The organism is Stenotrophomonas panacihumi, assembly GCF_001431645.1.
GTDB lineage: Bacteria > Pseudomonadota > Gammaproteobacteria > Xanthomonadales > Xanthomonadaceae > Stenotrophomonas_A > Stenotrophomonas_A panacihumi.
The window spans coordinates 44,296-59,536 of sequence record NZ_LLXU01000081.1; the positions used below are offsets into that span (position 1 = coordinate 44,296).

10 protein-coding genes are annotated in these 15,241 nt (G+C 69.5%); 3 read left to right on the top strand and 7 right to left on the bottom strand.

Annotation, left to right across the window (positions count from 1 at the left end; translation table 11 throughout):
- Positions 1–45: 45 nt before the first annotated feature.
- Positions 46–4,947, bottom strand: coding sequence for an alpha-2-macroglobulin family protein (locus ARC20_RS10440; protein WP_057646808.1), 4,902 nt, complete (start codon positions 4,945–4,947; stop codon positions 46–48).
- Positions 4,948–5,246: 299 nt separating this feature from the next.
- Between ARC20_RS10440 and ARC20_RS10445 the strand changes: the two genes are divergently transcribed.
- The gene (locus ARC20_RS10445; protein ID WP_057646811.1) at positions 5,247–6,431 is read left to right on the top strand and encodes a Fic family protein; all 1,185 of its coding nucleotides are present in this window, start codon (positions 5,247–5,249) and stop codon (positions 6,429–6,431) included.
- 12 nt (positions 6,432–6,443) lie between these two features.
- Here the strand turns inward: ARC20_RS10445 and ARC20_RS10450 are convergent, their stop codons facing one another.
- From ARC20_RS10450 to prpB, 6 genes are all read right to left on the bottom strand, one after another.
- Positions 6,444–6,836 carry a hypothetical protein gene (locus ARC20_RS10450; RefSeq protein WP_146165836.1) on the bottom strand — a complete coding sequence of 131 codons (393 nt, stop codon included), beginning with the start codon at positions 6,834–6,836 and terminating at the stop codon, positions 6,444–6,446.
- Between the two features lie 52 nt (positions 6,837–6,888).
- Positions 6,889–8,076, bottom strand: a complete 1,188-nt coding sequence (gene prpF, locus ARC20_RS10455; protein WP_057646814.1) for a 2-methylaconitate cis-trans isomerase PrpF — start codon at positions 8,074–8,076, stop codon at positions 6,889–6,891.
- 20 nt (positions 8,077–8,096) lie between these two features.
- The gene (locus ARC20_RS10460) at positions 8,097–8,597 is read right to left on the bottom strand and encodes an SRPBCC family protein (RefSeq protein ID WP_425478490.1); all 501 of its coding nucleotides are present in this window, start codon (positions 8,595–8,597) and stop codon (positions 8,097–8,099) included.
- Positions 8,598–8,627: 30 nt separating this feature from the next.
- On the bottom strand, positions 8,628–11,237 hold the full coding sequence (gene acnD, locus ARC20_RS10465) for a Fe/S-dependent 2-methylisocitrate dehydratase AcnD (protein ID WP_057646819.1): 2,610 nt from the start codon (positions 11,235–11,237) through the stop codon (positions 8,628–8,630).
- Positions 11,238–11,341: 104 nt separating this feature from the next.
- The gene (gene prpC, locus ARC20_RS10470) at positions 11,342–12,502 is read right to left on the bottom strand and encodes a bifunctional 2-methylcitrate synthase/citrate synthase (RefSeq protein WP_057646821.1); all 1,161 of its coding nucleotides are present in this window, start codon (positions 12,500–12,502) and stop codon (positions 11,342–11,344) included.
- A gap of 57 nt (positions 12,503–12,559) precedes the next feature.
- The gene (prpB, locus tag ARC20_RS10475) at positions 12,560–13,447 is read right to left on the bottom strand and encodes a methylisocitrate lyase (protein ID WP_057646823.1); all 888 of its coding nucleotides are present in this window, start codon (positions 13,445–13,447) and stop codon (positions 12,560–12,562) included.
- A gap of 115 nt (positions 13,448–13,562) precedes the next feature.
- On the opposite strand from prpB, the gene ARC20_RS10480 reads away from it, so the two are divergent.
- On the top strand, positions 13,563–14,801 hold the full coding sequence (locus tag ARC20_RS10480) for a citrate synthase family protein (RefSeq protein WP_057646824.1): 1,239 nt from the start codon (positions 13,563–13,565) through the stop codon (positions 14,799–14,801).
- A 60-nt stretch (positions 14,802–14,861) separates the two neighbouring features.
- A complete protein-coding gene (locus tag ARC20_RS10485) occupies positions 14,862–15,239 on the top strand; it encodes a hypothetical protein (RefSeq protein ID WP_057646826.1) in 378 nt (125 codons plus the stop codon).
- The last annotated feature ends 2 nt before the right edge of the window (positions 15,240–15,241 follow it).

The window sequence follows — 15,241 nt, forward strand, 5'->3', positions numbered from 1 at the left end:
GCGGTGGAACGACGGGCGCCGGCGCGGGGCCGGCGCCCGGTCAGCTTACGGCTGCACCACGGTGATCGTCTCCGGCGCGACGCGGCCAATGCCCCGCAGTGCCGGCCGGTACATGTCCTCGACGATCGACGGCGGCACCTGGTAGGTGCCCGGCGTCACCGCGCGCACCAGGTAGAACACGCGCGCGGGATCGCCCCCGGAGAGCTTGAGCGCGGCGACGTAGCGGTCGTCGCGGAACTCCTCGTGGCGCACCTCGGCCGCGTCGCCGCGGTCGTTGACCTGGATGCCGTCCACCACCACGTCGGCCCACTGCGCGGCATCGCCGAGGTTGAAGTTCTCGATCTCCAGGCCGGCGGGCAGCAGGTCGGTGAGCAGCGCGTCGGGCATGTCGTTCTTGGCGGTGATGCGCACCTGCACGATCAGCGCCTCGCCCTCCTTCAGCGGGCCCGGCTTCCACGGCTTGCCGTCGGTGCCGTACCAGCTGCGCTCGACCTGGATCTGGCTGTTGTCCGCCGCCGGCGGCTGGCGCGGGATGCCGGCCACTTCCACGCTGGCGTACATCGGCGCCTCGCCTTCCGGCATGAAGCGCACGCCCTGCGCCAGCGCGGCCCCGTCGAAGCCATGGCCGAACACGCGCACCGGCGCGATCGCTTCGCTGGCGCCGCCCACGTCCAGCGTGCCGGACACGGTGCGGCTGCTGTCGGCGGCCAGCGCCTTGCCCAGCCGCGCCAGCGCCACCTGTTCCTGCGTGCTCAGCCACAGGTTGCCGCGGCCATCGCCGCGCCGCGCTTCCAGCGCCTGGCCCAGCGGCACGGTGCGCGCGTCGTAGGCTGGCTTGGACAGGCCACGTTCGTGTACCAGCGCCATCATCAGCGCGTCGTCGCGAATCGCGGTGCCGTAATCGCCGAACCAGCCGATACGGTCGTCACGGCCCTTGGCGAAGCCTTCGGCAATCGCCGCCTCGCCACGCTTGCGGTCGCCCTGCAGCGACAGCGCCACGCCCAGGTGCACCAGCGCCAGGCCGGTGGCGGCCTTGCTGCGGTCGTTGTCGTACAGCGCGCGCAGCGTGCCCAGCGGGGCGCGGTTGACGCGGGCCAGCACATAGCCCGACCACGCCTGGTTGGCGAAGCGCAGGCTCTCGCGGCGGTCGTAACCGTAGAACGCGTTGCCGCCGCTGAGCAGATCCTCGCTCAGGCGGTTGAGCGCCTTCTGCAGCACGTTGTCGGGCACCGCGAAGCCGGCGTCCTTCGCATCGAGCAGGAACTCGGCGATGTACGGCGTGAGCCACGGGTTGCTGTAGTCGTCATCCCCGCCCCACATCGAGAAGTGGCCGCTGCCGATCTGCATCGAGGCCAGCCGGCCGAGCGCGCCTTCCATGCGCTCGCGGCGCTTGGCCGCGTCCAGGCCGGTGACGCCGAGCATCTTCGCGGTGGCCTCGTCGAGCATCAGCGCGGCGTAGCCCTTGCTGGTCGTCTGCTCGGCACAGCCGTACGGGTATTCGAGCGCGCCCTTCAACGCGGCGGCGAACGGGATCGGCGGCAACGCGCTGACCACCATGCGCGCATCGATCGACTCGGCCATCAACCCTTCCATGTCACTGGCAGCAAGCGTGACGGGGGCCAGCGGGTCGAGCACCAATGTGCGCGAGCGCAGCACCTGCGGCCACGCCGCGCGCACCGGCAGGTCGTAATGGCGGTCGGCCTGGAAGCCGTTGCCGCCCACGCGCACGCGCACGTTGGCGACGCTGTGGCCTTCGCGCGCGGTGAGCGGGAAGCTCAGGGTCTGCTTGGCTTCGGCGGCAAGCTGCACGCGCCGCGTGTTCTCGCCGATGGCCAGCGGCCCCTGCCCGTCCACGCGCACGTCGAAGGTGCCGGGCTTGCCGGTGAAGTTCTGCACGTCCACGGTGACGGTGCTGCGGTCGCCCGGCGCCATCACGCGCGGCATCGAGGCCTCGGCCAGGATCGGCGCGCGCACTAGCGTTTCCACGTCGCGATTGCCGTAGCGGTCGTCGGCATACACCAGGGCCGAGACGCGCAGCGTGCCGTTGAAATCCGGCACCGGCAGCTGCAGGCGCGCATTGCCCTTGGCGTCAAGCTTCACCGAGCCGGAGAACAGGTCCACCGTCTGCACGCGCGCGGTGGGCCGGCGCGACTGCGGCAGTGCTTCCAGCGCCATGTCGCCACCGAAACGCAGGCGGCCGGTATTGCCGTCGAAGCTTTCGATGACACGCCCGTACACGTCGTACGCATCCACGCCGAAGCGGCGCTGGGCGAAGAAGTGCGCGTTGGCGTCCGGCACCGGGAAACGGGTGATGTTGAGGATGCCCACGTCCACCGCCGAGACGGTGACATGCGCCTCGCGCCCGGCCAGTTCCGGCACGCTCACCTGCACCGGCAACGGCTGCTCCGGTCGCATCTGCTTCGGCGCGACCAGGCCCACGGCGACGCGGCGCGTCTTGCGGTCCATCGGCACGTGCGCCACGCCGACCGCGCGCGCCGGGGTGATCTTGCTGGCCGCGCTGCCGCCACGGAACACCAGCGCGGTGACGTAGACGTCGTGGCGCTCCCATTCGGCGGTGACCGGAATCTCGAACGTGCTGCCGGCCTTGGCCTGGATGTCCTGCACGTACAGCGGCTTGTCGCTCTCCACGATCAGCACGCCGCGACCGGCATGCGGCGGGGTCAGCGTGACCTTGAGCGTGTCGCCGGCGCGGTAGCTGGTCTTGTCCAGCGCCAGCTTGACCTTGTCCGGGCGCGCGTCCAGGCCGCGGTTGTCGTCGTTCCAGCTCCAGCCGGCGCGGAACGGATAGCGCATGGTCAGGCCGGTGGCCGGGTCGAACACATCGATGCGGTATTCGCCCCACTCCACCGGGAAATCGAACTTCGTCGCGTCGGCGCCGACATCCAGCTTCACCGTCTGCTTGCTCTCGAAGCGGCGGGTGAAGTCGTAATCCCAGGTGTCGTCGCGGAACTGCCAGTGGTAGTCGCGCAACTCGCGCACCAGCGTGACGTTCAGGCCCTTGGCCGGGCGCGGCTTGCCATCGGCGCCGACGCGGGTGAGTTCGAAGCGCGCGTTGCCGTTGGCATCGGCGCCTTCCTTGTCGTCGAACAGCGGGCGCACGGCGACCAGCGCGTCGGCCGGCCACATCACCTGCTTCAGCGTGCGCGTCACGGTGCGCCCGCCGGTTTCGTAGAGGCTGCCCGACAGCACCGCGGCAACCGGCGTCACCGGCTTGGCTTCGGCCGGCAGCGGCACGTCCTGCGCCAGCTTGCCGTCGGCGCCGAGTTCGGTATCGATGACGTCGTTGGCTTCCTTGGGCAGCTCCACGGTGGGGTCGCCGAAGAAGAAGCCGGGCAGCGATTCGAGCGGATGCTGCTCCACCGCCACCGCCAGCTTGGCGGTGAAGCGGTTACCGGCCGCCGGCGCGCCATACAGGTAGGCGCCGTCGACCTGCAGCTTGAGCGGCGCGCCCGGCTTGAGTACCTCGCTGCCGCCCTGCAGCGTGAGCTTCATGCGCTCGGGCAGGAATTCCTCGATGCGGATCGTCAGGCCCTGGATCGCCTCGGCGCTGCCTGGGTCGGTGCGGAATTCCAGCTGCCAGCGCCCGGTAGGCGCGTCGTCGGGAATGCGCTGGTCGAACTCGACATAGCCCTGTTCGCCGGGCTGCAGGCGCGCTTCGCGGAAGGTCTTGCCGTCAGGTTGCTTGAGGCGCAGGAACAGCGGCTGCGCCTTGTGGTCCTTGCCGGCCTGCACGGGGCGGCCGTCGTTGTCGCGCAGCAGCGCCGACACGCGCACGGTTTCGCCGGGGCGGTAGAGGTCGCGGCCGGACCAGGCGAACACGTCGAACCAGGCGTTCTCGCGCCCGGCCACGGCGAACTCGCTCAGGTCCAGCGCCGGCTGGTTGAACGGCAGCAGTGACAGATCCTGCCCGCTGCGCGCCACCAGCACCTGGCCGGCGTCGAGCTTGTAGTTGAGCAGCGCATTGCCGTGGGCGTCGGTGGCGCCCTTGAGCACCGTCTCGCCCTTGTTGTCGATGACCCGCAGTTCCACCTTCGCCAGCGGATCGCCACTGGCCAGCGAGGCGGTATGCACGAACAGCTGCGACTTGTAGGCGCGCGCATGCAGGCCGATGTCGGAGAGGGTGAAGAACACCGTGTCGTAGCTGTCGCTGAACTTGCCCGGCTGGCGCAGCACCGCGAAGTACAGGCCCGGCGCCTGCAGTTCCTTGATGTCCTGGATGGGCAGGTAGGTCAGTGCGCGCTGGTTCTTCTTCCCGGTGAGCACGAAGCGGTTGACGTAGACCGGTTCAGCCAGCTTGGCCAGTGGCGTGTTGTTGCCGTAGCTGCGGTCCAGCTCCCAGCCGCTGCGGTGGCCGCCGCGCTGGTACTGGCTGAAGAAGGCCGGCATGGCCTCCTCGCGCACGCGCATGAACTCCACGTCCACTTCCGGCACGTTGACCGACACCACCGGCAGGCCGCGGCTTTCGCGCGCCGGCAGCACGCTGCCCTGCGAGGCGAAGCCGGCGGCGGGCTTGAGGTCGGCGGCGAACACCGCCTGCGTGACCGGCTTGCCCAGGCGCGTGCCATCGGCGGCGAGCAGGTCGCCGGAGATGGTCAGCGTGTAGTCCTTGCCGGCCTCGATGTACGGGAAGCGCAGGGTCTTGCCGTCGTCGGAGAGCGACCAGCTGCTGTCGTCGTTGCCGACGTCGTGCTCGAAGCGGATGAGCTTGTCGAAATCCTGCGTGCCGACCAGCGGCTGGGTGAACTCCAGCGCCAGCGACAGGCCGTCGTCATCGTCGTCGGGATAGGCGCGCAACAGCGCGAAGCCGGTGACCGGGGCCGCCTCGCCCTGGATCGCCTCGCCGCTGGCGGCGGGCAACTGGCCGGTGTCATTGCGCTTGCAGCCGGCCAGCGCCAGCAGCAGCGCCAGGACCAGCAGGATCGACATTCCCCCGAACACCCCGCGGAACCGACGGCTCCGCTCCTTCCCCGCACCGACGCGCATCGCTTTCGCTCCATGAAAAGCCGCGGAAAGTATAGGGGGGCGTTCGTGGCATCTGGATGAGGGGAGGAGCAGATCCATCCAGCGGGCAGCCGGCTCCCCTATCCTTATGAACTTGCCATATAAAAATAAGGATATCTTGAGATACTTATCTGAGTCGACTATAAAATAACCGTGAGTACCCATCCTTATGAACCTTCGCGTCATTCATGAGGTTCCGGCACCTCGCCCTCAGGGGACACCGCATGCGCCGCAACCAACTCACCCACGACCGCCAGCAGTACCTCGTGCCCGCCCAGGGGCACCCGAACGCGCTTGCCCTGGTGGCGCCCCCCACGCCGCGCAACATCCCCGATGCCGCCAAGTACCAGGGGCTGTTTGCCCGGGCCGCCAACGCGCTGGGACAACTTCAGGGCGTCATCCAGGTATTGCCCAACGCCGACATGGTCACCCGCACGCTGGCACGCCGCGAGGCGGTGACCAGCTCCCAGATCGAAGGCACGCAAGCGAGCCTGACCGAACTGCTGGCCTACGAGGCAACGCAAGGTGCCGATGGCCTGGCCGCGGACGTCAAGGTCACCGAACGCTACGTCGCCGCGCTGGCCCTGGGCCTGGCGCGCATCCGCGCCGGTGGACGCGCCGCGCTGGACCTGCCGCTGATCCACGACCTGCATGCGCGGCTCATGGAAGATGCGGCGGGCCGCTTTCCCATCGGCGCGTATCGCGACACGCAGGTATGGATCGGCCCGCCGGGAAGGATCGAGGACGCCACGTTCGTCCCGGCGCCACCCGAATACCTCCCGGCCTGCATGGAAGAACTGCGCGACAGCATGCTCCAGTACACCCAGCGCGACGGCGAATACGGCGAACTTTCCGTGCTGGCGCAACTGGCGATCACGCACGCGCAGTTCGAGACCATCCATCCCTACCACGACGGCAATGGGCGCACCGGACGCCTGCTCATGCCGCTGCTGCTGGTGGCCACCGGGCATCCGCCGCTGTACCTGTCGGGATCGCTCCTGCGCGCCAGGCAGGCCTACTACGATGCGCTCGCGGCGATCCAGCTGCGCGGCGAATGGGGGCCGTGGATCCGGCTGCTGACCTCGGCCATCGTGGAATCCTGCGAGGAGGCGATCGCCATCGCCCGGGACCTGCTCGCGCTGCTCAACGAATGGGAGCAGCGCGTGGCCGGATACCGCAGCGATTCGGCGGTGCGCAAGCTGCCCCGCCTGCTGCTGGGATATCCCGTGATCAACGTGCGACGCGCCATGGAGTTGCTGGACATTTCCCAGCCGGCCGCCAACGCGGCCATCAACAACCTGGTCAAGGAAGGCATCCTGGAGCAGGTCGGCATCGGCAGGTACGACCGCCTGTTCCGCGCGCGCGATGTGCTGCAACGCCTCGATCGCGCGCCGGGCGCGCCGGCTTGATGCCCGGCGCCGTCAGCCCCGACGCCGCAGCCCCGCCACCAGCGCCCACGCCAGCGACACGCCCAGCGCGATCACCACCACCGCGCTGAAACCCAGCCACGCCGCGCCGCGTTCGCCGTGGAAGTTCAGTGCCACGTTCCCCGCCAGCAGCATCGACACCGGCAGCCACGCCAGCGCCGCCGCCAGCGTCATCGTCGCCCACAGGCGCTGCCGGGCGCGTGGCCTGGCCGCCAGCCAGCCCGCCAGCGCGGGTGCAAACAGGATCGAAGCGCCCAGCAGGTTGCCCAGCGGCAGGCCGCCGGGCAGTTCGGCGCCCAGCCATTCGCTGCCGGACACCAGTGCGGCCAGCGCGAGCGGCGCCCACGACAACAAGGCACCCAGGGCGAAGGCTCGTTTCAATGACATGCCAGGGCAGGCTCGCGCGCGAAAGCGCCCACCTTAGCACCGGGTATCGCGATCAGAAGCTGTCGCCCGGCACGCGCACCGAACCTTCCATCAGCACGCGGGCACTGCGGCTCATCACCGCCTTGGTGACCACCCACTGGCCATCCACCCGCGCCGCTTCGGCGCCGACGCGCAGCGTGCCGGACGGATGCCCGAAGCGCACCGCGCCACGTTCGCCGCCGCCGGCCGCCAGGTTCACCAGCGTGCCGGGAATCGCCGCGGCGGTGCCGATCGCCACCGCCGCCGTGCCCATCATCGCGTGGTGCAACTTGCCCATCGACATCGCGCGCACGCGCAGGTCGATGTCCTCGGCGGCGACCTGCTTGCCACTGGACGCGACATACGCCGCCGGCGGCGCCACGAACGCCACCTTGGGCGTGTGCTGGCGCTTGGCCGCTTCATCGGGATGCGCGATCAGCCCCATCTTCACCGCGCCATGCGCGCGGATCGTTTCGAAGCGCGCCAGCGCGGCAGCGTCGCCATTGATCGCTTCCTGCAGCTCGCTGCCGGTGTAACCGAGCGCGGCGGCGTCCAGGAAGATGGTCGGGATGCCTGCGTTGATCAGCGTCGCCTGGAAGCTGCCCACGCCGGGCACGTCGAGCGTATCGACGAGATGGCCGGTCGGGAACATCGCCCCGCCCTCCTCGCCATCGTCGGCCGGATCGAGGAATTCCAGCTGGACTTCCGCCGCCGGGAAGGTCACGCCGTCCAGTTCGAAATCGCCGGTTTCCTGCACCTGGCCATCGGTCATCGGCACATGCGCGACGATGGTCTTGCCGATGTTCTCCTGCCAGATGCGCACGGTGGCCAGGCCGTCGCGCGGCACCTTGGCCGCATCCACCAACCCGGCGGCAATCGCGAACGGCCCCACCGCCGCCGAGAGGTTGCCGCAGTTGCCGCTCCAGTCGACGAAGTCGCTGTCGATGGCGACCTGGCCGAACAGGTAGTCCACGTCATGCCCGGCGCGCTCGCTGCGCGAGACGATCACCGTCTTGCTGGTGCTCGACGTCGCCCCGCCCATGCCATCGATCTGCTTGGCGTACGGGTCGGGGCTGCCAATCACCCGCTGCAGCAGCGCATCGCGCGCCTTGCCGGGCACGCGCGCACGCTCGGGCAGGTCTTCCAGGCGGAAGAACACGCCCTTGCTGGTGCCACCGCGCATGTAGGTGGCGGGAATGCGGATCTGCGGGACGGACGGCATGGGCGTTCCTGTGGCGTGGCTCAAGGGTTGTCGGGAATCTCGGGCTCGACCAGCTGGGCCAGCAGGGTCAGCGACTCCTGCCAGCCGAGGTAGCAGAACTCGACCGGGATCTGCGCGGGGATGCCTTCCTGGACGATGTCCAGCTCGGTGCCGCAAGCGACGGCGCGCAGCTTCACGGCGGTGATCATTTCGCCGGGCATGTTCGGGTCGTCGAAGGTGTCGGTGTGCCGGATCAGTTCGCCCGGCACCAGCTCCAGGTAGGTACCGCCGAACGAATGGCTCGAGCCGGTGCCCAGGTTGGTGAAGGACATGCGGTAGCGGCCGCCCACGCGCGCGTCGATCTCGTGCACCTTGCCGGTGAAGCCATGCGGCGGCAGCCACTTGGCCATCGCGTCCGGGTCGAGGAAGGCGCGATAGATGCGCTCGGCGGGCGCGCGCAGCACGCGGTGGAGGCGGACGGTACCGGTCTTGTCGTGGCTCATGGTCGATCTCCTGGTCAGGGGAAGCGGCGCGTGCAGCATCGCACGCGCCTCATGACACCGACGAACGAATCAGGCCGCTTTCGACGCGTCGAGGAAATCCTGCGCGAAGCGCTGCAGCACGCCGCCCGCCTCGTAGATGGACACTTCCTCGTCGCTGTCCAGGCGGCAGGTCACCGGCACGTCGACACGGCTGCCATCAGCGCGGTGCACCACCAACGTCAGGTCCGCGCGCGGGCGGCGCAGGCCGATGACGTCATAGGTTTCCGTGCCGTCCAGGCCCAGCGTCTTGCGGTCCGTGCCCGGCTTGAACTCCAGCGGCAACACGCCCATGCCGATCAGGTTGGTGCGGTGGATGCGCTCGAAGCCTTCGGCGACGATCGCCTCCACGCCGGCCAGGCGCACGCCCTTGGCGGCCCAATCGCGCGAGGAGCCCTGCCCGTAGTCGGCGCCGGCGATGATGATCAGCGGCTGCTTGCGCGCCATATAGGTCTCGATGGCTTCCCACATGCGCATCACCCGTCCTTCCGGCTCCACGCGCGCCAGCGAGCCCTGCTTCACCTCGCCCTCGGGCGTGCGCACCATCTCGTTGAACAGCTTCGGGTTGGCGAACGTGGCGCGCTGCGCGGTGAGGTGGTCGCCGCGGTGCGTGGCGTAGGAATTGAAGTCTTCCTCCGGCACGCCCATGTGCGCGAGGTATTCGCCGGCCGCGCTGTTGGCCATGATCGCGTTGGAAGGCGAGAGATGGTCGGTGGTGATGTTGTCGCCGAGCAGCGCCAGCGGGCGCATGCCCTTGAGCGTGCGTGCGCCGGCCAGCGCGCCCTCCCAATACGGCGGGCGGCGGATGTAGGTGCTCTGCGGGCGCCAGTCGTATAGCGGCGGCACGCGCGCGGCATGGCCGCCGTGACGGACGAACATCGGCGTGTAGACCTGGCGGAACTGCTCCGGCTTCACCGCCGCGCGCACCACCGCGTCGATTTCCTCGTCGCTTGGCCACAGGTCCTTCAGGCGGATCTCCTTGCCGTCCACCACCGCGAGCACGTCCTTCTCGATGTCGAAGCGGATGGTGCCGGCGATGGCATAGGCCACCACCAGCGGCGGCGAGGCCAGGAAGGCCTGCTTGGCATAGGGATGGATGCGGCCGTCGAAGTTGCGGTTGCCGGAAAGCACGGCGGTCGCGTACAGGTCGCGTTCGATGATCTCCTGCTGGATCGCCGGCTCCAGCGCGCCGGACATGCCGTTGCAGGTGGTGCAGGCAAACGCGACCACGCCGAAGCCGAGCTGCTCCAGTTCGTGCGTGAGCCCGGCCTCTTCCAGGTACAGCGCGACAGCGCGCGAGCCCGGCGCCAGCGACGTCTTCACCCACGGCTTGCGATGCAGGCCGAGGCGATTCGCGTTGCGCGCCAGCAGGCCGGCGGCGATGACGTTGCGCGGGTTGGAGGTGTTGGTGCAGCTGGTGATCGCGGCAATGATCACCGCGCCATCCGGCATCAGCCCCTGCGCTTCCTGCTCACGCGCCTGTTCCAGCCCGGTGGCGATGCCGCGCTCGGCCAGGTCGGTCGTCGCCAGCCGCGCGTGCGGGTTCGACGGGCCGGCCATGTTGCGCACCACGCTGGACAAATCGAAGTGCAGCGTGCGCTCGTACTGCGCGGTCTCCAGGTCGTCGGCCCACAGGCCGGTGGCCTTGGCGTAGGTTTCCACCAGCTGGATCTGCGCTTCCTCGCGGCCGGTCAGGCGCAGGTAGTCCAGCGTCTGCCCGTCGATGAAGAACATCGCCGCGGTGGCGCCGTATTCCGGGCACATGTTGGAGATGGTCGCGCGGTCGCCGATGGTGAGCGCCGCGGCGCCCTCGCCGAAGAATTCCAGGTACGCGCCGACCACCTTCTGCTTGCGCAGGAACTCGGTGAGCGCCAGCACGATGTCGGTGCAGGTGATGCCCGGCTGCGGGCGGCCGCTGAGCTCCACGCCGATGATGTCCGGCAGGCGCATCCACGAAGCGCGGCCCAGCATGACGTTCTCCGCTTCCAGCCCGCCCACGCCAATCGCGATCACGCCCAGCGCATCGACATGCGGCGTGTGGCTGTCGGTGCCCACGCAGGTGTCCGGGAAGGCGACGCCGTCCTGCTGGTAGATCACAGGCGACATCTTCTCCAGGTTGATCTGGTGCATGATCCCGTTGCCCGGCGGAATCACGTCCACGTTCTCGAACGCCAGCTTGGTCCAGTCGATGAAGTGGAAGCGGTCCTCGTTGCGACGGTCCTCGATGGCGCGGTTCTTCGCGAACGCATCGGGCATGTAGCCGCCGCATTCCACCGCCAGCGAGTGGTCCACGATCAACTGCACCGGCACCACCGGGTTGACCTTGGCGGGGTCGCCGCCGGCATCGGCGATGGCGTCGCGCAGGCCGGCCAGGTCGACCAGCGCGGTCTGGCCGAGGATGTCGTGGCACACGACGCGCGCGGGAAACCAAGGGAAATCCAGGTCGCGGCGGCGCTCGACCAGCTGGCGCAGCGAAGCCTCCAGCGTGGCCGGGTCGCAGCGGCGCACCAGGTTCTCGGCGAGCACGCGCGAGGTGTAAGGCAGGCCGGCGTAGGCGCCGGGGGCGATGGCGTCGACCGCGGCGCGGGCGTCGAAATAGTCGAGCCCGGTGCCGGGGAGCGGTTTGCGGTGATGGGTGTTCATGGTCGGCTGCGCGATGCGTGGCGGGTGGGGCGTCCTGCGGAGGCGTTCTGTGGGGGCGTTCTGTGGGAACGCCGCGGCGGCGGCACGCGGCCGCCGCCGATCGATCAGCCGCGCTTGTCCAGCGGCACGAACTCGCGGTCTTCCGGGCCGGTGTAGTTCGCCGAGGGGCGGATGATCTTGCCGTCGATGCGCTGCTCGATGACGTGCGCGCTCCAGCCAGCAGTGCGCGCGATGACGAACAGCGGGGTGAACATCGCCGTCGGCACGCCCATCATGTGGTAGCTCACCGCACTGAACCAGTCCAGGTTCGGGAACATCTTCTTGATGTCCCACATCACCGTTTCCAGGCGCTCGGCGATGTCGTACATCTTCATGTGCTTCTCTTCGGCCGAGAGCTGGCGCGCGACTTCCTTGATGACCTTGTTGCGCGGGTCGGACACGGTGTAGACCGGGTGGCCGAAGCCGATCACCACTTCCTTGCGCTCCACGCGCGCCTTGATGTCTTCCTCGGCTTCGTCCGGGGTTTCGTAGCGCTTCTGCACTTCGAAGGCCACTTCATTGGCGCCGCCGTGCTTGGGGCCACGCAGCGCGCCGATGCCGCCGGCGATGCAGCTGTACATGTCGCTGCCGGTGCCGGCGATGACGCGGCAGGTGAAGGTGGAGGCGTTGAACTCGTGCTCCGCGTAGAGGATCAGGCTGGTGTGCATCGCCTGCACCCACGATTCACGCGGCTTTTCGCCATGCAGCAGGTGCAGGAAGTGGCCGCCGATCGAGTCGTCGTCGGTCTCCACGTCGATGCGCACGCCGTTGTGGCTGAAGTGGTACCAGTACAGCAGCATCGAGCCCAGGCAGGCCATCAGCTTGTCGGCGATGTCGCGCGCGCCCGGGTGGTTGTGGTCGTCCTTTTCCGGCTGCACGCAGCCGAGCACCGACACGCCGGTGCGCATCACGTCCATCGGGTGGGCCGACGGCGGCAGCGTCTCCAGCGCGTCCTGCACCGCGGCGGGAATGCCGCGCAGCGCCTTGAGCTTGCGCTTGTAGAACGCCAGCTCGGCGCGGGTGGGCAGCTTGCCGTGCACCAGCAGGTAGGCGATCTCCTCGAACTCGCTGGTGTTGGCCAGGTCCAGGATGTCGTAGCCGCGGTAATGCAGGTCGTTGCCGCTGCGGCCGACGGTGCACAGCGCGGTGTTGCCGGCGGCGGTGCCGGACAGGGCGACGGACTTCTTCGGCTTGAAGCCGGGGGCGGTGGTGGCTTGCTCGGACATGTCGGTACTCCCGGGAATGCGTGCGTGCGGAATGAGGGAAACGGCGGGCGCGGCGCTTCAGCCGGCCTTGCCGCTGAACAGCGCATCCAGGCGCTGTTCGAAGGCGTGGTAGCCGATGCGCTCGTACAGCTCCTCGCGCGTCTGCATGGTGTCGACCACATTGCGCTGGTGGCCGTCGCGGCGGATGGCGGCATAGACGTTCTCGGCGGCCTTGTTGGCGGCGCGGAACGCGGACAGCGGGAACAGCTGGATCGCCACGCCGGCCGAGGCCAGTTCGTCGCGGCTGAACAGCGGGGTCTTGCCGAACTCGGTGATGTTGGCCAGCACCGGCACCTTCACCGCGTCGACGAACTTGCGGTAGGTCTCCAGGTCGTAGGCGGCCTCGGCGAAGATGCCGTCGGCGCCGGCTTCCACGCAGGCAATGGCGCGCTCGATCGCCGCGTCCACGCCGTCGACCTGGATGGCGTCGGTGCGCGCGATCAGGAAGAAGTCCGCATCGGTCTTGGCATCGGCGGCGGCCTTTACCCGGTCGACCATCTCGTCCTTGGACACGATCTCCTTGCCCGGGCGATGGCCGCAGCGCTTGGCGCCGACCTGGTCCTCGATGTGGCAGGCGGCCGCGCCGGCCTTGATCAGCGACTTGATCGTGCGCTCGATGTTGAAGGCGCTGGGGCCAAAGCCCGTGTCGATATCGACCAGCAGCGGCAGCTCGCACACGTCGGTGATGCGGCGCACGTCGATGAGCACGTCTTCCAGCGTGTTGATGCCCAGGTCCGGCAGGCCCAGCGAACCGGCCGCCACGCCGCCGCCGGACAGGTAGATCGCCCGGTAACCGGCGCGCTGGGCCAGCAGCGCGTGGTTGGCGTTGAGGGCGCCGATGACCTGCAGCGGGGATTCGGCGGCCAGGGCGGCGCGGAAGCGGGCGCCGGCGGAAGTAACGCTCATGGAGGAACTCCTGGTGACGGGCGGCGGCCCCGGCGGGACCGTTTCGCGATGGCGTGCAATCTGGCACCATCGGTCCGGTTGATCAATCTTGATTCAATAAATCAACCTGTCAGCCATGCCCACCTCCGACAACGAACTGGTCACCGCCGCCGAGGCCTGCCGCCTGCTGGGCATCAGCACCGCCACGCTCTACGCCTATGTGAGCCGGGGGCTGCTGGGTTCGCGGCCCGGGCCCGACCACCGCAGCCGGGTGTACCTGCGCGCGGATGTCGACCGGCTGGCCCAGCGCAAGCGGGCGGGCCGGGGCGCCGCGCGTGGCGCGGCACAGAGCCTGGATCGCGGGCTGCCGGTGCTGGAGACGCGCATCTCGCTGATCCGCCCGGACTCACCCTACTACCGTGGGCAATCGGCGGTGGCGGCGGTGCGCGCCGGCGCCACGCTGGAGGACATCGCGCGGCTGCTGTGGGATTGCGGCGAGCAGGATCCCTTCGCCGCGCCGTTCGCCAGCGCCTGGCCGCAACGCGTGCAGGACGTGGCGGGCGATGCCAGCCTGCCGCCGATCGAACGCGCCCTGGCGTGCATCCCGCTGCTGGCGCTGGACGTTCGCCAGGCCTTCAACCCGGCGCTGCCGGTGCGGCGCGAAATCGCCGCCACGCTGCTGCGCCACAACGCGGCGCTGCTCGTGGCGCGTGCGCCGGACGCGCGCCCGGTGCATGAATTGCTGGGCGATGCATGGCGCCCCGGCGATGCGGATTTCGCCGAACTCGTCCGCGCCGCGCTGGTGCTGTGCGCCGACCACGAACTCAATGTGTCCGCGTTCGCCGCACGCGTGGTGGCCTCCACCGGCGCGCACCTGCACGCCACGGTCTGCGCGGGCCTCTCGGCGTTGTCCGGCCCCCGCCATGGCGGCGCCACGATGCGTGCCTATGCGTTGCTGCGCGACGCATTGGATAGCGGCGACCCGGCCGGCTTCATCGCCTCGCGCTGGCAGCGTGGCGAAGACCTGCCCGGCTTCGGCCACGTGCTGTACCCGCACGGCGACCCGCGCGGCGCCGAAGTGCTGCGCATGCTGCGCGAACGGCGCGGCGATGCGCCGGCGATGGCGCATGTCGAAACGGTGATCGCCGCCGCGGAAGAAGCCAGCGGCCAGCATCCGAACATCGATGGCCTGCTCGCCGCGCTGTGTTTCGTGCACGACCTGCCCGCCGCGCCGGCGCTGGTGCTGTTCGCGGCCGGGCGCTCGGCCGGTTGGCTGGCGCATGCGCAGGAGCAACAGGCGCTGGGCACGCTGATCCGGCCGCGTGCGCGCTATACCGGGCTGCCGCCGGGCGGCGCGGACGAAGAAGCCGGCTGACGGTTTGCCGGCCATCGGCCAGCGCCCGTAAGCTGCGCGGCACTTTTCGAAGACCTTGCCATGCCCCCCTCGCCCGACCTGCCGCTGGATGACCTGATGCCCTGGCTGTTCGCGCTGTGGGTCGCGGTGGGTCTGGCGGCGCTCGCGTTCTTCCGCCACACCCGTAACGCGCGGCTCAAGCGCGGTGTATGGATCGCCTTGATGCTGGGCGCCGACGCGGTGTTCCTCGGCGTGGTCTGGGCAACGGGCGCGCCCTGGTATTTTTTCGCGCTCGCGCTGGGCGTGGTGGCGATCGGCACGCGCCGCAGCCTGGCGATGACGCGCTTCTGCGACGCCTGCGGCGGCAACCATTTCCCGATGGACGGGCAAACGGCGCCGACGACCTGCCGCCACTGCGGGGCCGACCTGCAGGCCGCGCGCCCGCCCACCGTGCACTGACC

Coding starts and splice junctions, on each gene's coding strand:
- ARC20_RS10440 (WP_057646808.1), bottom strand. CDS start 4,947: ATGTCGATCCTGCTGGTCCTGGCGCTGCTGCTGGCGCTGGCCGGCTGC.
- ARC20_RS10445 (WP_057646811.1), top strand. CDS start 5,247: ATGCGCCGCAACCAACTCACCCACGACCGCCAGCAGTACCTCGTGCCC.
- ARC20_RS10450 (WP_146165836.1), bottom strand. CDS start 6,836: ATGTCATTGAAACGAGCCTTCGCCCTGGGTGCCTTGTTGTCGTGGGCG.
- prpF (WP_057646814.1), bottom strand. CDS start 8,076: ATGCCGTCCGTCCCGCAGATCCGCATTCCCGCCACCTACATGCGCGGT.
- ARC20_RS10460 (WP_425478490.1), bottom strand. CDS start 8,597: ATGCTGCACGCGCCGCTTCCCCTGACCAGGAGATCGACCATGAGCCAC.
- acnD (WP_057646819.1), bottom strand. CDS start 11,237: ATGAACACCCATCACCGCAAACCGCTCCCCGGCACCGGGCTCGACTAT.
- prpC (WP_057646821.1), bottom strand. CDS start 12,502: ATGTCCGAGCAAGCCACCACCGCCCCCGGCTTCAAGCCGAAGAAGTCC.
- prpB (WP_057646823.1), bottom strand. CDS start 13,447: ATGAGCGTTACTTCCGCCGGCGCCCGCTTCCGCGCCGCCCTGGCCGCC.
- ARC20_RS10480 (WP_057646824.1), top strand. CDS start 13,563: ATGCCCACCTCCGACAACGAACTGGTCACCGCCGCCGAGGCCTGCCGC.
- ARC20_RS10485 (WP_057646826.1), top strand. CDS start 14,862: ATGCCCCCCTCGCCCGACCTGCCGCTGGATGACCTGATGCCCTGGCTG.